Genomic DNA, 17,886 nt, shown 5'->3' on the forward strand with positions numbered 1-17,886 from the left:
TGCATATGGTTTCCACAACCGATCGAATCGAAAAAAGCGTTCTCTTGCGAGCCCCGCAGGAGCGTGTCTGGCACGCGATCAGCGATCCCACAGAGTTCGGGCGCTGGTTCGGTATGGAATTCGAAGGCAAGTTCTCCGCGGGAGCTGAGGTCCGTGGCCGGATCAAGCCGACGATCGCAGATGCGGCCGTCGCGAAAATGCAGGAGAAATACACGGGTATGCCCGTCGCGCTCTTCATCGAACGCATCGAGCCGATGCGCACCTTCGCATTTCGCTGGCATCCGTTCGCCATCGACGAATCCGTGGACTACTCCAAAGAGCCGATGACCCTCGTGACGTTCACCCTCGAGACCGCCGACGGCGGTACGAAGCTCACGGTCGTCGAGACGGGATTCGATTCGATCCCGATCGAGCGCCGCGCAGACGCCTTCGAAGCCAACGAAGAAGGTTGGACGATGCAGCTGGAGCTGGTCGGCAAGTACCTACTGTTGCCACGGTCTTGAGCTTCGCGCCCATCCTCGCCGCGCTCGGAGACGAGTCGCGGCTGGAGATCGTCAGAAAGCTTTGCATGGTCGGTCCGCAATCTACGACGCGGCTCGCACAAGATGCCGACATCACGAGGCAGGCGGTCACGAAACATATGCTTAGCCTGCACAAAGTCGGACTCGTGCGAAGCGAACGCCGCGGCCGCGAGCGGATATGGCGCCTTGAACCAAGGCGGCTGGAAGAGGTCCGTCGTTACCTGGCGCAGATCTCGAAAAGATGGGATGACGCGCTGAGCCGGCTCAAATCAGCCGTCGAAGACTAGCCTGGCGTAGCACGGGGAGCGGTCGGCCTTTACGGCCGACCGCCGCGGCCTAGTCACGGCACGGTCGGCCCCGGTCGAGCTACAGCCCGACTGTCACACGTATATAATGAAGGGCCTCGGCGGTCGAGATAAATCTCGACCGCTCCCAATTCGCGCAGTGCCGGGCCGCGGCGGTCGAGATAAATCTCGACCGCTCCCAATTCGCGCAGTGCCGGGCCGCGGCGGTCGAGATAAATCTCGACCGCTTCCTTTACCTGGCGTGCGAAGTCGCGGCACCGGCTTGGCAGTGGCTTTCGATTGGCACTTTATTTGCTCGTTTCACGGCCTCCGCACAGAATATGAGAGAGCGGTATCGTGGCCAAAGGCTCACGATATCCGTATCACCACATCTCATAAGGAGATCTTCGGGAATGTTAAGCAAGAAAGTCCTGAAAATCGGCCTTGTGGTGCCCCTGCTCCTCGTCACACACACGCCCCCGGCACGGATCAGATCTACATCATTCGCGATGACGGCAGCGGCGAACGCCGCGTCACGCACGACTCACAAGCGCACGTATTCCCCTCGTGGCGCGGAGACGGCACGGTGATATTCTCCTCGACGGACGCGAAGAACAAGACGTCGATCGCCGGCGTCGAGCTCGACAACGGCTCGGCGGTATCGTACCAACTCAAGCCGGGGTTCTTCGTCCGATTTAGCCCAGATGATACGGCGGTCGCGATCATCGCCGGATCCTATCCGAACTCGAACATCTACGTGTCGTCACCGAACGGTGATGAGATCGTTAAACTGATCTAGTCGGGGTTACCTATGCTGAGCATATTACTTTCACTCCTCGTGGCGATCGTCGCCAACAAGCCTGTGGATGCCCAAGCAAGTCCTTCGCCGGCCAGTGACCGCGCAGCCATCATCAATTTCGAAAACGCCGTCGTGAAAGCAGATGCGTCAGGCGACATCTCGTTTTACGAGAACAATCTGACGGACGATTGGACTGGTGGAACGAGTTGGGGCACTTGGTATACGAAGGCGGCACTCTTGCACGATCTGCGGAATCGCACCAACAATCACGTCAATAAGTCCACGATTAGCGGGCTTCGGGTACGGCTGTACGGCGATGCGGCAATCGCCACGTTCGATCAAAGCTACGACGCTGTGGTTCTTGGCCAACGCCGAATTCGTCACGTGTTGAACACCGACACCTTCGTAAGGCAGAACCATCGCTGGATGCTTGCGGCGAGCCACACCTCCGTGGCGCGCTAGTGCGGCGTCGGGCCCTGCACCGCTTCGACGAACGCGTCCGGTCGGATCCATTTGGCGAAGGCGGCCTGGACTTGCGCGGCCGTGATGCCCAAGTAGATCCTGGCCGCGCGCTCGGGCTCATCCAGCGGTAGTCCGCGTTGCGAACGCGCCATCAGTGCGCCCGCGATCGAGTCCTCGTCGCTCTCCGATAGAGGGATCTCCCGAAGCAGCAGCGCCTTCGCCTGTTCGAGCTCGGCCGGCGTCACGGGCGCGGTTTGCATGCGGCGCAAGTCGCGAAGGATGATCGATTTCGTCTTCGACACGTTCGGCGGATCGCAACCGTAGTCGACGGAGTACGTCGAACGCGTCGACCCGACGCTCAAATCGTTGCCGACGAAATAGGCGAGGCCCGCCTTCTCGCGCACGTCATGGTAGAGCCGCGTCGCATAAAACGCACCGCCGAGCACGTGGTCGCCGACCTGGAGCGCGTAGTAGTCCGGGTTCGACCGGGTGATGGAGAGGTTCTCGCGGAGCGTGACGTTGTCTTGGACGCGGCTCGCATCCGGTACGACCGTCATCGACGGGCGGTTGAGAGCTACTTTCGGGAGGTCGGTCTTCGGCGCAGGCCCTGACGCCCTCCACGCGCCGAACCATTTCTCGACGGCGGCCCTTGCCTTTGCCGGCGTGACGTCACCGATGACGACGATCGTCGTCGTGTCCGGCCGGAAAACATGTTCGTAGTACGACTGCGCGTCGGCGAGAGAGAGACCGCTCACGCTCGCGAGTGTGGGCTGCCGCAGGGCCGGGTCGTTTTTCGGATACAGGCCTAAGGCGAGCGCACGATCCTGCAAATACCCCGGCGATTGGAGCTCGCTTGCCGCTGCCTGGGCCTCCTTTTGTTGTACGGCGGCGAAGTCGGAGGCTTCGAAGACCGGGTGGAGTTCGTTATCGGCGAGGAGTTGAACACCGCGGTCGAAGTTCGCTGCGAGCACGCTCACACCGAAGGACGATCCACCGTTCTCGCTCGCGGCGATGTCGTCGAGGGCGCGCGCATACTCGACGCGACTGAGATGCGTCGAGCCATACGAGAAAAGATCATCGACGACTGAAGACACGCCTTCCTTACCCATGGGTTCTTGGAGGGCGGGTTCCGCCTTGACCGACCCCGACACGGTCACCGTCCGGCTAACGGTCTCGGTTTGGATGATGAGCCGAAGTCCATTGGGCAAGGTCGTAGCGACGGGCGCGAGCGTCGACGTCGGAATTGAAAGAGTGCCGAACGCGGCGGTCGCCCACGACGGCAGCGCGACCGCTTTAGTGTCTTTCGGCGCGAACGACTCGGGTGAACCGAACGTTTGAGACGACGAAGGCCGGCCGGACGGTTTGGGCGTCAATACTGCAGTCACCGCGGTCGCGTTGATGAGATACGTCCGCGCGATGCGATTGACGTCGGCGAGCGTGACGCGCTGCATGGCCTTGATGTCATCGGCGGGATCGGAGCGACCCTCGATCGCGATCGCCTGTGACCAGGCTGATGCGAGACCCGAGATGGAATCGAATTGCGACTCTTCTTGGGCGAGCGCTTGACGCTGGGCCGCGTGTACGAGATCGGCGGGAACGCCGTTACGGACGTAGCCGGCGATGATGTTCTCTATCGTCCCGACCTCTGCGGTCGGATCGACGCCGGGCTTGAGCGCGGCGGCCGCGATGCCCTCGCCGGCGCCCGGCAAACCGTTGTTGAAGAAGAAGGTCTGGAAGGCTTGACCCTGAGGCACGAGTGCGTACAGATCTGCGCGCTGGCTTGACAGGACGCCGCTCAGGACGAGGGCAGCTGGATAGTCCGGACTGTCGGAACCTGGCATGCGGTAGCCGACGACGACGATGGGCACGGGCAGATCGGTGTCGCTCGTGAGGGCGGCGGCCTTGGGCGGGCCGAGGGCGATCGGCGCGCGCGCAGGCGTCGCGCGGCGCGGGATCGAGGAGAAAGGCGACTTCACCTGCTCGATGGCGGCGCTCGGGTCGACATCACCCGCGATGACGAGCACCGCGTTGTTCGGCCCGTACCAGTGCCGATAGAAGTCGCGCAGCATCGAACCAGTCGTCTTGTCGAACGAGGCACGAGTGCCGACACCGTTGACCGTGTAAGGAGTTCCGACGAAGAGGTCGGATTGCAATGTTATGAAAGCCTTGCTCACCGGGTTGGAATCGTCAGCGGAGACCTCTTGCTCGATAGGACCCCGTTCTTCGTTCCATGCGTCCTGCGCATCGATGACGTCGTGCATCCGCGCAGCCTCGATGTGGAGCGCGACCCCGAGATCCTCCGCAGGCACCGTCATGAAATATTGCGTGACGGTGGGCTGCGTATCGGCATCGTAGTCGCCGCCCATTTGCGCTGTTATCGCTGCCAACTGCGCGGCGGACAGCTGCGACGAGCCGCGGAACATCATGTGTTCCTGCGCGTGCGCCATGCCGGGGAAACCGGACGGTGACTCCGCGCTGCCGACGGCGTAGTTCAGCTCTACCGTGACGACGGGGGCGAGCGGATCGCGGACGACGACGATGCGAAGACCGTTGGAGAGCGTCGCACGAGTCGCTACCGCCGTCTCGGCAGCGCGCGCAGGAATCGAGGCAGTGAAAACGAGTGCGCATAGGCCGCCGATCGCGGCCGCGTTACGAAGTGACAAGGCTGGGGATCCTTTCGCGGATGAGTGAGCGATAGACTTAGTAGTCGCGCTTCGCTAGTCCCGCCGTGCGCGATGACGGTGACCGGGTGCGATAGACGTGCGCGTCCAAGCCGTGCACATGGTCAAGGAAGGCCGGCTCTCAAGACAGACTCCCGGCCCGAGTCGCTGGACGACGATGCGGCGTCTGTTCCCCGTGCCATTCCGTCGCTTTCCTGAATTCCTACGCGAGATGACCGACCGCTACGGACACGTCATCGCCTTCGCGCTGCCCTGGCGATCGTATATATTCGTCAACGAACCCGCGGTCGTCAAAGACATCTTCATCACGCAGCAGCACGCGTTTTCCAAGTCGCTCGGCATCCGGGTGCTGCGCCTGCTTCTTGGCGACGGGCTCCTCACGAGCGAAGACCCGCTCCATCGGCAGATGCGCCGTATCGTCCAACCGGCTTTCCATCGCGAGCGGGTGGCGCAATACGTCGGCGTCATGGAGCGAGACGCGCAAGAATTCGTCGACCGGCTTCAGCCCGGCGCGGCGTTCGACGTCCACGGCGCGATGATCGCGCTGACGTTGCGCATCGCCACCGAAACGCTGTTCGGAACCGACGAAAGCGGATCGGCGCAGGCCGTCGGTGAGGCTCTGCGCCTCATGATGCTCGAGTTCCCGTACATGCTGACGCCGCTCAGCTCGCTTCGACGGCGCCTGCCGCTGCCCGCGACGAAGCGCTTCGAACGTTCGCGCGCGATGCTCGACTCAATCATCTACGATCTCATCGAGCGCCGTCGCCGCGATGCGACCGAGCGCGGCGACGCACTGTCGCTGCTGCTCGCGGCTCGCGACGGTGAGACCGGTTACCGGCCGCACGACGAGCAGATCCGCGATGAGATCATGACGCTCTTCACGGCGGGGCACGAGACGACCGCCAACGCGTTGACGTGGGCGCTCTATCTTCTGGCTCACAATCCGGATGTTGACGTTCGCGCGGCGCAGGGGATCGAGCGCGGCGACCACGGGCCGATCGAACGAATCGTCAAAGAGACGCTCAGGCTCTATCCGCCGGCGTGGATCATCGGCCGCGAGGCTCGCGAGGACGTCACGCTCGTCGACGGCACGTTCGTGCCGGCGGGAACGACGGTATTCGTCGCGCCGCTGCTCCTGCACCGCCGACGCGAGTTCTTCACCGAGCCGGATCGGTTTGATCCCGATCGCTGGCTTGACGCCGAGCCGCCGCAATTCGCGTTCATCCCATTCGGCGGCGGTGCGCGACGGTGCATCGGCGAGGATTTCGCGCTGCGCGAAGCATCGATCGTGCTGACGAAGATCGTGCAGCGCTATCATCTCGTTCTTGCGACGAATGCGAAGATCGACGTCGATCCGTTGGTGACGCTTCGACCCGCCGGCCCGGTGCTCATGAAAGCTATCGCAAGACCGCGCTTTTCATAGTAGTTCTGGAGCACAATTCCCGGTACGGGGGAAACCCAACTCGGCGGTCATACCACCCCGAATGGATAAGGCGCTCGGCAGCGGTTTGACGCTACGGCAGGCAGCATTGACCGTCGGATTCGGCTATCTCCTCAATCCGGTTCCTTATGCGGAGTTCGGGATATGGCCGAAGCTCGTCGTCAGCGGCAATGCGGCACAGACGGTCGCGAATATCTCCGCGCATCAGGGGCTCTTCCTCGTCGCTATCCTCTGCTACCTGATCAACTTCATCGAGGATATCGTCATCGCGTGGGCGCTATACTTCTTGCTCGCGCCCGTCAACAAAACGATCTCGATGCTCGCCGCATTGTTCAGGCTCATGTACACGGCGATCGCGTTCTCGGGGATGTTCAACCTCGTCACGGTGGCGCGCATGGTGCAGACGCCCGCGTACCTGACCAACTTCGGGCGCGATCAGTTCGACGCGCAAATCGACCTCTTGCTCCATATCTTCCGGTACGATTACGCGTACTCGATCTGCGCCGTCTTCTCGATCCACCTCTTGCTCGTCGGTTATTTGATCATCAGATCACGCTACATCCCGTGGTGGCTCGGAGCGATCGTCATCATCGATGGTCTTGCCTGGATCGTGAAGAACCTGCAGCCGTTCCTCTACCCGAACGCCGACCTCGGCTACATCTCTATCGCGTTCTGGGGCGAACTCGTGCTCATGCTCTGGCTGCTGATCTTCGGCTGGAAGATGAAAGAGCCGGTCGCGGCTACTTGACGGGCTTCGCCCGAAGGCCTAGCGGAGCGCCTTAGCCATTCGCGTGACGATCTCGTCGAGTATCGCGCGCGACGTCCCCATGTTGAGCCGTACGAAGCGATCGGCGAACGGGCCGAACTTCCGGCCGGGTTCCAGTGCGACGCGACCGCGTTCCAAGAATCTTCGTGATGGGTCACCGTCGATCGCGAGGCGCGTGCAATCCAGCCACGCGAGATACGTCGCCTCCGGTGGTGCGTAGCGCACGTCCGGGAGCCGCTCGCGCAGCAGATCGCCGAGCAGCCGGCGATTGCCGTCGAGATAGTCGCGCAATGAGTCGAGCCAGGGCGCTGCGTGACGGAACGCCGCGATCGTCGCGATGACGCCGAGATGTCCGATCCGTGATTCTACCTCGTCCGGCCTCGACTTCAAGCGCGCCCGCAGTTTGTCACGGATGTGCTCCGGAGCCGCGCCGATGACCGCGCACTTGAGGCCCGCGATGTTGAAGGCTTTCGATGCCGACCACAGCGCGATGCATGGCAATTCCCCCGAGACGCTCGGCGCGGCTGTGAAGACGATGCCGGGCATCGTCAAGGGTGCGTGACTCTCATCGCTTATGAGCGCGACGCCATACCGCTCGCACAATGCGATGAGTTCGCGCAGTTCGGCTTGCGTCCACACGCGTCCGACCGGATTGTGCGGGCTGCACAAGAGATACGCTCGTGCGCCGCTCGCGAATGCGCGCTCGAGCGCGTCGAAGTCGAGCGACCAGCGTCCGCTTTCGTCCTGAGCGAGCGGAGCGGCTGCGATCGTACGCCCCTCGTGCGGTATGACGTCGTAGAACGGCGCATAGACCGGCGGGTTGATGACGACGCGTGCTCCCGGAGGCGTCAAGATGTGAAGCGCTTCGGCGACGCCGGCCATCACGTCCGGCACCGCGAAGAACGCCGTCTCGTCGACGTCCCAAGTAAACCGGTCGCGAGCGAAATGCGCGAATGCGGCCGACACGCCCGCCGAATGGGCGTAACCGACGTCGCCGCGGGCGACCGCTTCGTCGATCGCCTCTCGGATCGGGGCGGCTAGGTCGAAGTCCATCTCTGCGACGAACGCCGGCAAGACGTCAGGCGGATACGTCGCCCATTTCTCACTGCGGCGTTGCCGCAATCGCTCGAGCGAGATCGCGTCGAACTGGGTTTTTGTCAACGGTGCTCGCGAGCGACCGCCGCCGGCGTCATCCCGACGACGCGACGGAAACACCGCGCCATGTGGCTTTGATCGACAAAACCGGCTGCCAAGGCGACCTCGTCGAGCCTGGCATCACCGATCGCGAGGAGATTCATCGCGAACTCGACCCGTTGTCTGACGACGTAGCGGTGCACCGGCATGCCGACGGTCTGCCTGAAGAGCGCCTTGAAGGTCGACGAACCCATGCCGGCGACTTCAGCGAGCTCGGCAAGCGACAAGTCCGTCGCGAGGTTCTCGTGCACGTAATCGACGACCGATTGCCACTGTCGTCTCGTCAACCCTCGTTTCGGTTTCGAAGACCTTGCGTAACGACGCAGCAGTTGAGCCGTGAGCGCGGTGCCTAAGCTCTCGCTATAGAGGCGATCCGTCGATTCGTCCGTCTCGAGCACCGCAGTGAGCGCCCACGCGATGTGCTGCAGCATCGGATCTCGCACCTGCATCTGCGGCGCCAGCGACAGCGTGTCCGGATCGATGCCCATCGATTCGGCAGTCGCCCGGACGAGCGTCTGCGACAAATCGAGGCGAAGGAACGTCGAAGGTTCGCTATCTTCCCATATCGCAGGGCATCCCACGGGTACTAGGTCGATGTCGCCGGGTGACTGCAGACGCCGAAAAATCGGTCCATCGCACCGGCGTGCGGTCCTGATAGGCTTGCCGAGGTGCATGCTGAAGTTCAGCATCGGCGCGCTCGGACATGATACGGTGCCGCCGGTCGTTTCGAAGAGGGTCGCGTCGAAGCCGCGCCACTGCCGGCCCGCGCTCGTCAAGCGAGGCGAGAATGCCATCTCGCTTGTGCCCATGTGACGGATCCAAATCTTGTCAGGCGTATCCATCACAGGCGTTTTCATTTCAACGACGAGCGTCTCCTGACGCTCGACATCGCCGTGTCACGCAATGCTAAAAATCGCTGGCAGAAAATACCTGTGCGTGTCCGTTTGTCCGCGGTTAAGCGGATCGGACCGCGGCGGTCGAGCTAAAGCTCGACCGCTACAAGATCTCTCTCCTGAGGCCGTCTAGTTGACGGTGACGGCCACCGGCTGCGAGGGGATGCCGTTCGCTATGACGACGATCGTGCTCGCTCCAAGCTCGATACCAGCTGGGACGTCGAACATCGTCGTCACGGTCGCCATCGAAGCGACGCCCATGAAGCTATGGTCGTGCGTTCTCGCGTAGAACACGTGACCCGTCGTTGAGTTCTGGATGCGGACGAGCGGGTAGTTCGACGCTTGTTGGTCGTCGTCGCCGTACGCGTTGGCCTGCGAGATGCCGTTGAACAGCGTGCCCGCGATCGTGTAGGTGCTGCCATGCGTGAGCGTCGTCGGCACCGACGTGATGCTTGGTGCGCTCGAGAGATCGGGGTGCACGCGCGGCGTGTAGATCTCGACGTCGTCCGTTCCGTCCGTCTCGAGCACCTGGCCGGTCGGCAGCATCAGCAGGCGTACGTTGTAGCTGGAATCGTTCGGCGCGTCCGGCGGCGCGGCGACCTGGATATATCCCCTTCCGTTATACACGAACATGTACATCGGCGATTGGTAGGTGCCGGGACTTGCGGCGAAGAGGATGGTGCCGTTCGTCAGCAGCGTCGCCGGACCGTCGGTGTCGTGCATCGGTTGTCCATTGACCGTCGGGAGAGCCGGACCGGCGATCCACGCGTGTCGAAGCGTTTGATAGGTCGCGGTGTTTCCGTTCGCGCCGATGACGAAAACGGTTCCGTTCGGCCGCAAGATCTGCGGCCCTATCTCGAACGCGAGGGTAAGGTCGCCGGGTAGCGACCCCGCCGACGACCACGATCCTCGTCGCGGGTTGTAGAGCTCGGAATTCGGCTCATCTCCAACGTCGGCCGTGACCACCTTACCGCTGGGAAGAAGCGTCCAGCCTTCCTCGGAGTTGCCGTCGGCCTTGCCCGCCCCCGTGAGGCTCCACGTCAGCGTGCTTTCGTTCAGCAATGCCTGCGTACTATTGCAGCAGTTGCCGAGCATGAACGTGCCGTCGGGGAGGACGACGCTGGAAGCATCGCCGACCTCGGACCACGGCAGCCGCGGTAGCGACGTCCACGCATCCGCTACCGGATCGTAGATCGCGCCCATATTGATCTCGGCCGGATTGAAGAAGTTGTACTCGCCGCCGTCGATGACAAGCTTGCCGTCAGCGAGCACGGCGGATCCGAAATACAAGGGACCGTAGCCCGACGGCAGCGTCGCCGCCTGCTGCCAGTGCCCCTCGATGTAATTGCCGTTCACGTTGGGGATCAAGCGATACCAATTCGCTGCGTTGTCCTGCACCATGACCGAGCCGTCGGTCATGAGCAGCTCGGTGCCTGCGCCATTCTGGCCGAACGGTGCCGACGCTTCGACTTGCCGCCATCCGCCGAATTGCGCGCGCAGCACATCGGCGTACGTCACACGATGCGTCGGCGCGGGCGGCCGAGGCGGCGCGTGCCCGAGCAGCGTCGTCGGACGTGCCGATGCGACGGAAGAAGCGGCGGCGACGATAAATGCCGCGGCGATGAGGGCGCGAAGCTGAATAGTCACGCGATCTCCAATCTGTCGATGCGGTAGGCGGCGCTGTTCGCTGAAGCGTGCGGTCTTCCCGCGGGTGCGGCCTAGCTCATATGAGTCGAACCTCAAATGAATGGGGCAATACGTTGCGAGGAGCGCAAAAGCGACGTCGGCGAACCGTCCGGCTCGAGGAGTTATCATGATCTTTTTTCAGTCTTCGTCGCGTCATCTAGTCGTCCTCATCGGTTCGGTCGTTGCCCTCGCATCGATCGCAGGGTGCGCAGGCCGTTCTTTCGTCGCACCACCTGAGTCAGGTGGGCGCACAGGGAGCGCTCCGGCGGGTACGTTCCAAGTCGTCTATAGCTTTCAAGGCGGATCGGACGGCGTAGAACCGGCGGCGCCCGTCGTCAGCCTCAGCGGTACGCTTTATGGAACAACGAGAGGCGGCGGGGCCAACGGCGACGGCACCGTTTACAGCTTGACGCCTGCCGGAGTTGAAAGCGTCACCCACAGTTTTGGTGGGAGCGGAGACGGCAATACACCCGACTCAGGTCTTGCGATCTTGGGCGGCACGTTCTACGGCACGACCAGCCTCGATGCCGTCAACGACTGCGGTGTGGTCTATAGCATAACGCCGGGTGGTGTAGAGACGCCGCTCCACAAATTCACCGGCGCGCCGGACGGATGCAGGCCCGAGTCGCCGGTCACCCCGGTCGGCGGCACGCTGTTCGGCTTGACCGAATCAGGCGGCAAGTCACTGCAGTTCGGCGTGCTCTATAAGCTGACGACCACCGGCGTTGAGAAGATCGTCCACGCATTCAAAGGCACGCCGGCAGACGGCGCATACCCCGCAGCGAGTTTGTTGAACGTCGGCGGAACGATCTATGGAACGACGGACTCGGGCGGCACGAGCGGGATGGGATCGGTGTTCACGCGCGCGCCCGGGGGCGCCGTTTCCATTATATATAGTTTCAAGGGCGGTGCCGACGGGGCAAATCCCCTCGGCGGACTCATCAACCTGAACGGCACGTTCTATGGTACGACGTCGCGGGGCGGTGCGAACGGTGTCGGCACGGTCTACAGCATCACGCCGGCGGGAGCGGAAAACATCGTCTACTCATTCACCGGGACCAACGGTGACGGCGTAAACCCCATCGGCAATCTCGCCGTGAAGCAAGGCCTGCTCTACGGCGTCACGTCGGCGGGCGGGGCATCCCTCGATGGCATCGCGTATAGCGTGACGACCGGTGGGGTAGAGACAATCCTGCACACATTCACGGGCGGCAACAACGATGGGGCGAATCCACAAGCGGGGCTCATCGTGTCGAGTGGCGTGATCTATGGAACGACCGCGTTCGGCGGCACAAAGGGTCTGGGCACGGTGTTCCATCTGTAGGCCGCGGCGGTCGAACTAAAGCTCGACCGCTACATTTCCTTAGGGCAAGGCCGCGGCGGTCGAGCTGAAGCTCGACCGCTCCCTATCCTAGCCGCAATAGGTGGACGAGCGATAGCCCACCCAAGATAATGAACGCAGTACCGACGAGGCTCGTGACCCATTTGCCGAAAGGTGCGAGCTTTTCCACGAACACGAGAGTCGTCAACCCCGCGATCCAATAGATGTTCATGATACCGCCGTAGAAGAGCAGAAGCATCAGCATCCAGCAGCACCCGAGACAATAGGCGCCATGCAAGACGCCCATCAGAACGGCGCCGCCTGGCCCCGTGCGCCAGTGGAGGGTGAGGAATTCCGCCGGTGCGCGACAGTGGCGCAAGCAGACGTGTTTGAGCGGCGTGAATTGCCACACGCCGGCGGCGAGCAATAATATCGCGCCGAGAGCCGCGCTGGTCGTGACCATCATCGGCGAAAGCAGTGCGACGCGGCTCAGCTGCCACTGAAGCGCGACAGCCAGAACGCTGAACACGGCCCACACAGCGAGGTAGCCGGAGGCGAACAATCCGGTGCCCATGTACGGCGCGGTCAATCCGCGTTGGCTGCGCGTCAGCGCAGCGAAGAGCAAGATCAAGGGGGCGGCCGACGGCAGCATCGTCGCCAACATCATCAGCCACCACATGACGAACATGAGAAGCGCGTAACCAGTGGTCCATCGAGCGGGCTCCATCGCCCCCATCGGATCGTTGATGTGCAGCGAAGTCGGCCATCCCGACATCTGCGACGCCGGCGTACCCGTTCCGGCGCCGACGACGACGTACGCCCACGACAGGAAAACGACGACGGCCAATGCCCCGCCGACGACGATGCGATCGCGTCGCAAGAGTGGTGCGAGCGAGTCGAACATCGCGTTTAACGAATGACGCCGGTGTCGCTCAAATGGAGCTCCGCGAACTGGCCGTAGGTGTTCTTGAGCTCCATCGGGAGTTGCCCCTTGACGCTCGACGACGCGCTCCCGATCTCTGCTATCCTGTATTCAAAGCCGTGCGGAAGGTCGATGCGAACACGGTGCTCGGCGCCGGTCACCGGATTGTGGATGGGCGCTCCCGTCATTTCCGCAAGTCCTGGGATGCTCAGCCGGCCGGTGCGCTTCTCGGTATTCATCTCAAATTCGATGGGCTTGTACAACGTCTCGAGCTTGTTGGGCGACATCTTGCTATACACCCACCACATGGTGGCCATGTCCGTCGTGTCTTCTCCGCTTATGATCTTGCGGAGCGCCTCGCGTTGCGGAGCATCGGCACGCTCGTCGACGATCACCTGCATCGTGCCGTTGCCTTCATGGATCGGACCCGGCCAACTCAAGATAAGTGCAGCACGGAGGCCGTCCAAGCGGACATCTCCGAAGTGTCCTTTGTCGATCTGATAACCGATAAACGCATGGCAGTTGCCGTGTGTGGGTAGTGCGTTGAACTGGCACGGACAACCGTACGCGCAATTGCAGTTGACGAGCTCTCGACCTTCGATCTGCCAATTAGTAGCCATTCGCTGCTCCTTCCCCCTAAGCGCGTCGGTCGCACCCGACGCTAGCAATGGAAGCGAAGTCCGAGCGCCCGACTCCCGTGGGAGCCGACGGCCAAGACGTCCTCTCTTAAAATCGCGGACACGCCTGCGAGGATAGTCTGCTCGTTCGCGAAGTCGGGGCTTTGGACCACCGACCATCGACTTCCATCCCAGTGCTCGGTCAGGGTGGCCGTGTTTCCGGGGCGTCCGCGTATGCCGACAGTCCAGACGTCCTGCGGCCCGACTGCAGAGATCGAATTGAGTATACTGAACTCGGTGCCTGGACTCACTCCGTGGACCAAGGTCCAGGCCACTCCGTTCCAGTGCTCGACTAGCGCCTTGAATCGCACGCCGTCGTTGTAGGTACCCACCGCCCAGGCGTCGTCACGCGTTATCATGGTTACGGCGTCGAGACGGTTACCATACACGCTTTCGTCGGGGCTGGGAACGATGGACCAAACGCTTCCATCCCAGTGCTCGGTCAACGTCTGTTCTACGCCGGAGGAATCGACGTACGCGCCGACCGCCCAGACGTCGCTCGACGAACGCGCCGCCACACCGTTCAGCTCGTTCGATCCAGAGCCGACGTTTGGACTGGGAACCTGTGACCAGACAGCGCCGTCCCAATGACCGACAAATGTCTGCACGAGGCCGGGTGCGGAACTCGATGCCCCTACCATCCACACGTCGGACGACTCGACAGCAGCGACACCGCTGAGGAAAGTCGAAGGCAAACCCTTCATCGGAACCAACGTCCACGAGGCTCCATTCCAGTGCTCGATCAGCGGTACTTCAACCCCTGAAGCTTCTTCGTTTCCAACCGCCCAGACATCATCAGAGCTTGCGGCCGTCGTGGCTGCCAGACGGTCGTCTTTGTGCGCACGTACGCCGGGCGCCGGTACGATAGTCCACTCATTGCCATCCCAGTGTTCTGTGAGCGGCTTGAACGCTTGGAAGAACGGGTCGTAATGCGCTCCAACAGCCCACGCGTCGGTACGTGACACGGCGAAGACGCCATTCAGCAAGTCGCCGTTTTGGCTTCGATCGTGCGCGTGGGTAACCGTCCATTTGCATTGCGCCGCGGCGACCGCTGGGCCGAGTACCATGACTGAACCAAGGGCGACAAAAAGGCAAATGGTAGAGAACTTCATCGGTCGAGACCTCCGCGGGTTCACGGCGCTGAGACCGAAAAGGGTCCCGTCGCGTCAGGGTCTGCTCTCGAAGACGCTGTAGTTACCTATTTTTGAAAAAAACGCGGAGCATCTGGAACCCCGTGCCGGCTAACGCCGGAACGATATCCTGGCGGCGCGTCCTGCCCCTTGGAATTACGACTTCTCGCTTGATTCACCCGTTCGCATCGGGGCCGTTGGACGCCGTATGGACGGCGCTCGTGTAGGATGCCAGTCATGCGAACGATCATCCCAGGCGTTTTTTTCGCCGCCGGTTTCGGCCCAATAGCGGCGTTGGCGTTGTTCATCATCGGCGTCGCGCCGCTCCCGGTGACGGCGCTAGCGGTCATCGCCCCGATGAGCGTTCTCGCGATTTCGCTCGGCGTACGCAACCCGGCGTGGGGCCACGTCGCTATCAAGGGTCTCTTGATCGGCCTTGCCGGCGTGACGACGTACGATCTCTTCCGCATGCCGCTCGTTCAAATCGGCCTGTGGCCCGACTTCATCCCACGCATCGGCGGCTGGCTTGTGCTTTCCGACACCCCGAATGCAGCCGTCGGCTACGTGTATCGCTACCTAGGAGACGGCGCTGGTATGGGAATGTCGTTCGTCGCCGCCTACTCGCTCGCCCGGGGGAAACTACCCGCTATCGCAACGGCGACCGCATTCGGCGTAGGCATTTGGTTATGCCTTATCGCTACCCTGATCATCGCGCCACACGGCCAGGAGCTGATGTTCCGCATCACGCCGACGAGCCTTGCGCTCTCTCTTATCGGTCATGTCATCTACGGAGCGACGATTGGCTATCTCGTCTTTCGTTTCGATTCAGCCATCTACGCCGACGCTACTCTCGCAGTACTTGATGGACGAATGAGATGGCGATCGATCCCTCGCCTACGGCAGACGCAACGCGCTTGATGCTTCCACCTCGCACATCGCCCACCGCGAGGACTCCGGGCAAACTCGTCTCGAGCAAGAACGGCGTGCGAGTAAGCGGCCAGCGAGCAGAGCTCAACTCTTCCGGTGATAGATCGGAGCCGGTTTTTATGAAGCCCTTCGCATCAAGAACGACGCAGTTGTCAAGCCACTTCGTGTTCGGCACGCCGCCCATCATCAAGAAGACGTGTCGAATGGCGTGTTCTTCCACATCGCCGGTCTGATTGTTGCGCCACCGCACCGATTCGAGATGGTCCTGGCCCTCAAGAGCCACGATTTCCGTGTACGGCGTCAATACGATCGAAGGCGTTTCTTCGATGCGGCGGCTCAAGTAGCGTGACATGGTAGCCGTCAAGCCTTCTGACCGGACGATCAAGTAGACGCGTTTGGTCGTTTGCGCAAGGAAGATGGCGGCTTGCCCTGCGGCGTTTCCGCCCCCGACGACGATCGCTTCATCACCCGCGCAGAGCTGGGCCTCGACGAACGTCGCGCCGTAATAGATCCCCGCACCCTCGAAGCGCGATAGATTGTTCAAGACGAGTTTTCTGTATTCGACGCCGGTCGCGATCACGACGCTGCGCGCCTGGATGCGAGCACCGTTATCCACCTCGACGACGTGCAGCCGATGATCGCAGTTGAGTCGCGTTCCCGTGGCCATGAGCATTTCCGCGCCGAATTTTTCCGCCTGGTTGTACGCCCGCGCGGCGAGCTCCTGACCAGAGATGCCCGTAGGAAATCCTAAGTAGTTCTCGATCCGTGAGCTTGAACCGGCCTGGCCGCCGGGCGAGGTGGTCTCCAGCACGAGCACATCAAGCCCTTCTGAGGCGGCATACACCGCGGCTGCCAGTCCGCCGGGGCCGGCGCAGATAACGACAAGATCGCGCGTGCGCGTTTGGTTGACGAGTAGGTTGAAGCCGAGGCATTCCGCCAATCGCTGATTGGTCGGATTACGCAGCACGTTTTGACCGCGGCAGATCACCACCGGTATGTCGCTCGCCGCGACGTGGAAGCCGGCCAACATCTTCTCGACGTCGGGGTCCCGCTCGAGATCTATGTACGAGTACGGATGAGCGTTGCGCATCAAGAATTCTTTGATCTTCAGCGTCTCGGCCGAATGCGTCGAACCGATGAGGACGACGTCTCCCACGCCTGCCGCTACCAGGCCCGCCCTGCGCAGAAGAAAGGCGCGCATCAAGATCTCACCAAGCTCCTCATCAGTTTGGATGAGGCCGAGCAACTGCTGATGATCGAGTTCGATGACGTCGCCGGGTTTGGAGACGCGCACCCGGAACAATGTGCTCCGGCCGGAGACGGTGTTGACCTCGCCCATGAACTGCCCAGGTCCGCTGACGGCGACGAGGGTGTCGCCGGTCGCCGAGGGGCGCACGCTTTCGAGCTCGCCCGAAACGACCGCGAAGAACGGAACCCCTGCATCGCCTTGTTCGATGAGGACGTCGCCTGACCGCACGGCGCGAGTCAGGCCGTGAGCCGTAACGCGGCCCAGCTGAGCGGGCGTCAGAGTCGGAAAAACGTCTTCATAACGCGACGTCGTGAGCGGTATCGGACTTGTTCTGTCGGCCATGGCGAATGCGAGGGGTTCCGGATTCGGAGAAGTGGTTCCGGTCGGGCGTGACGGGTTGCGGGACGGGGCTAGGCCGATAAATCGTCGATGATAGGAGTAGGATGCTATCAACGCCGGGCAATCGGGGAGAACATTACTAAGGAAGGAGCGTTCTTAGAACATGTATAGGCGAATCGCAATCGGTCTTTTGGCTTCCCTCGCGCTCGCGGTGGCCATCCGTCCTACGCCCGCGGCGGCGGTGGACAAGATATGGGTCGGCTACGTCGTCCACGTCTCGGTCAACAACATCAAAGTCGTCAACTACGAGGAAACCCAAACGCTGAGCTTTCTCATCCTTCCGAAATTCAAGAGCGTCTTCTCCGCCGATGGCAAGACGACGTATCAGATGGCGCAGATAAAGCGCAACATGCTCGTGAAGGTCTACTACGATCAAAATCTGCTCGGGCAGCGACACGCAGATAAGATATACGTGCTCACCGCGATCGGTGAAGTCAAACATTCCGGCTAGCGGAGCACACGATCGGATGTTCGGACGAATCCTGGCATGCGCGGCGATCTTGGTCGTGGGCGCGGGGTGCGCGCCCACCACGC

Annotated in this window: 16 protein-coding genes; 8 read left to right on the forward strand and 8 right to left on the reverse strand. The window is 62.0% G+C overall.

The window, feature by feature from the left end; genetic code table 11:
* Positions 1–44 precede the first annotated feature (44 nt).
* From VFO25_05365 to VFO25_05375, 3 genes are all read left to right on the forward strand, one after another.
* Positions 45–503, forward strand: a complete 459-nt coding sequence (locus tag VFO25_05365) for an SRPBCC family protein (GenBank protein HET9342320.1) — start codon at positions 45–47, stop codon at positions 501–503.
* A gap of 888 nt (positions 504–1,391) precedes the next feature.
* Complete coding sequence (locus VFO25_05370; GenBank protein ID HET9342321.1) at positions 1,392–1,604, forward strand: hypothetical protein; 213 nt, start codon at positions 1,392–1,394, stop codon at positions 1,602–1,604.
* 12 nt (positions 1,605–1,616) lie between these two features.
* Positions 1,617–2,066, forward strand: a complete 450-nt coding sequence (locus VFO25_05375; protein HET9342322.1) for a nuclear transport factor 2 family protein — start codon at positions 1,617–1,619, stop codon at positions 2,064–2,066.
* Here VFO25_05375 and VFO25_05380 read toward each other — a convergent pair.
* Positions 2,063–4,729 (reverse strand): pitrilysin family protein, encoded by a 2,667-nt coding sequence (locus VFO25_05380; GenBank protein HET9342323.1) that lies wholly within the window; start codon positions 4,727–4,729, stop codon positions 2,063–2,065. The two genes, VFO25_05375 and VFO25_05380, sit on opposite strands and share 4 nt — an antisense overlap.
* Positions 4,730–4,847: 118 nt before the next feature.
* Here VFO25_05380 and VFO25_05385 point away from each other — a divergent pair, with 118 nt between their 5' ends.
* Together VFO25_05385 and VFO25_05390 are read left to right on the forward strand one after the other, a co-directional pair.
* On the forward strand, positions 4,848–6,170 hold the full coding sequence (locus VFO25_05385; protein ID HET9342324.1) for a cytochrome P450: 1,323 nt from the start codon (positions 4,848–4,850) through the stop codon (positions 6,168–6,170).
* A gap of 61 nt (positions 6,171–6,231) precedes the next feature.
* The gene (locus VFO25_05390) at positions 6,232–6,936 is read left to right on the forward strand and encodes a DUF4386 domain-containing protein (protein HET9342325.1); all 705 of its coding nucleotides are present in this window, start codon (positions 6,232–6,234) and stop codon (positions 6,934–6,936) included.
* Positions 6,937–6,954: 18 nt separating this feature from the next.
* Here VFO25_05390 and VFO25_05395 read toward each other — a convergent pair whose 3' ends face one another.
* The 3 genes from VFO25_05395 to VFO25_05405 all read right to left on the reverse strand — a co-directional run bounded on the left by VFO25_05395 (position 6,955) and on the right by VFO25_05405 (position 10,688).
* On the reverse strand, positions 6,955–8,115 hold the full coding sequence (locus VFO25_05395; protein HET9342326.1) for an aminotransferase class I/II-fold pyridoxal phosphate-dependent enzyme: 1,161 nt from the start codon (positions 8,113–8,115) through the stop codon (positions 6,955–6,957).
* Complete coding sequence (locus tag VFO25_05400; GenBank protein HET9342327.1) at positions 8,112–8,990, reverse strand: AraC family transcriptional regulator; 879 nt, start codon at positions 8,988–8,990, stop codon at positions 8,112–8,114. Before VFO25_05400 ends, VFO25_05395 begins: the two co-directional genes overlap by 4 nt.
* Positions 8,991–9,170: 180 nt before the next feature.
* Complete coding sequence (locus VFO25_05405; GenBank protein ID HET9342328.1) at positions 9,171–10,688, reverse strand: hypothetical protein; 1,518 nt, start codon at positions 10,686–10,688, stop codon at positions 9,171–9,173.
* Between the two features lie 166 nt (positions 10,689–10,854).
* Between VFO25_05405 and VFO25_05410 the strand changes: the two genes are divergently transcribed.
* A complete protein-coding gene (locus VFO25_05410; GenBank protein ID HET9342329.1) occupies positions 10,855–12,051 on the forward strand; it encodes a choice-of-anchor tandem repeat GloVer-containing protein in 1,197 nt (398 codons plus the stop codon).
* An 82-nt stretch (positions 12,052–12,133) separates the two neighbouring features.
* On the opposite strand, the gene VFO25_05415 is transcribed toward VFO25_05410, so the two are convergent.
* The 3 genes from VFO25_05415 to VFO25_05425 are packed head-to-tail and all read right to left on the reverse strand — an operon-like array spanning position 12,134 to position 14,759.
* Positions 12,134–12,952 carry a DUF2182 domain-containing protein gene (locus VFO25_05415; protein ID HET9342330.1) on the reverse strand — a complete coding sequence of 273 codons (819 nt, stop codon included), beginning with the start codon at positions 12,950–12,952 and terminating at the stop codon, positions 12,134–12,136.
* A gap of 5 nt (positions 12,953–12,957) precedes the next feature.
* Positions 12,958–13,590: a DUF1326 domain-containing protein gene (locus VFO25_05420; GenBank protein HET9342331.1), complete on the reverse strand. Its 633-nt coding sequence runs from the start codon at positions 13,588–13,590 to the stop codon at positions 12,958–12,960.
* 41 nt (positions 13,591–13,631) lie between these two features.
* Complete coding sequence (locus VFO25_05425) at positions 13,632–14,759, reverse strand: hypothetical protein (protein ID HET9342332.1); 1,128 nt, start codon at positions 14,757–14,759, stop codon at positions 13,632–13,634.
* A gap of 255 nt (positions 14,760–15,014) precedes the next feature.
* Between VFO25_05425 and VFO25_05430 the strand changes: the two genes are divergently transcribed.
* The gene (locus VFO25_05430; protein HET9342333.1) at positions 15,015–15,695 is read left to right on the forward strand and encodes a hypothetical protein; all 681 of its coding nucleotides are present in this window, start codon (positions 15,015–15,017) and stop codon (positions 15,693–15,695) included.
* Here the strand turns inward: VFO25_05430 and VFO25_05435 are convergent.
* Positions 15,622–17,295 (reverse strand): FAD-dependent oxidoreductase, encoded by a 1,674-nt coding sequence (locus VFO25_05435; protein HET9342334.1) that lies wholly within the window; start codon positions 17,293–17,295, stop codon positions 15,622–15,624. The genes VFO25_05430 and VFO25_05435 overlap by 74 nt on opposite strands.
* 160 nt (positions 17,296–17,455) lie before the next feature.
* On the opposite strand from VFO25_05435, the gene VFO25_05440 reads away from it, so the two are divergent.
* Positions 17,456–17,803 carry a hypothetical protein gene (locus VFO25_05440; protein HET9342335.1) on the forward strand — a complete coding sequence of 116 codons (348 nt, stop codon included), beginning with the start codon at positions 17,456–17,458 and terminating at the stop codon, positions 17,801–17,803.
* Positions 17,804–17,886: the final 83 nt, after the last annotated feature.

The organism is Candidatus Eremiobacteraceae bacterium, from assembly GCA_035710745.1.
Lineage (GTDB): Bacteria > Vulcanimicrobiota > Vulcanimicrobiia > Eremiobacterales > Eremiobacteraceae > JANWLL01.

Bases quoted from the DNA above. Each gene is read 5' to 3' on its own strand.
- VFO25_05375 (HET9342322.1), top strand. From the start codon at position 1,617: ATGCTGAGCATATTACTTTCACTCCTCGTGGCGATCGTCGCCAACAAG.
- VFO25_05385 (HET9342324.1), top strand. From the start codon at position 4,848: ATGGTCAAGGAAGGCCGGCTCTCAAGACAGACTCCCGGCCCGAGTCGC.
- VFO25_05390 (HET9342325.1), top strand. From the start codon at position 6,232: ATGGATAAGGCGCTCGGCAGCGGTTTGACGCTACGGCAGGCAGCATTG.
- VFO25_05400 (HET9342327.1), bottom strand. From the start codon at position 8,990: ATGGATACGCCTGACAAGATTTGGATCCGTCACATGGGCACAAGCGAG.
- VFO25_05410 (HET9342329.1), top strand. From the start codon at position 10,855: ATGATCTTTTTTCAGTCTTCGTCGCGTCATCTAGTCGTCCTCATCGGT.
- VFO25_05415 (HET9342330.1), bottom strand. From the start codon at position 12,952: ATGTTCGACTCGCTCGCACCACTCTTGCGACGCGATCGCATCGTCGTC.
- VFO25_05420 (HET9342331.1), bottom strand. From the start codon at position 13,590: ATGGCTACTAATTGGCAGATCGAAGGTCGAGAGCTCGTCAACTGCAAT.
- VFO25_05425 (HET9342332.1), bottom strand. From the start codon at position 14,759: ATGAAGTTCTCTACCATTTGCCTTTTTGTCGCCCTTGGTTCAGTCATG.
- VFO25_05430 (HET9342333.1), top strand. From the start codon at position 15,015: ATGCGAACGATCATCCCAGGCGTTTTTTTCGCCGCCGGTTTCGGCCCA.
- VFO25_05435 (HET9342334.1), bottom strand. From the start codon at position 17,295: ATGGCCGACAGAACAAGTCCGATACCGCTCACGACGTCGCGTTATGAA.
- VFO25_05440 (HET9342335.1), top strand. From the start codon at position 17,456: ATGTATAGGCGAATCGCAATCGGTCTTTTGGCTTCCCTCGCGCTCGCG.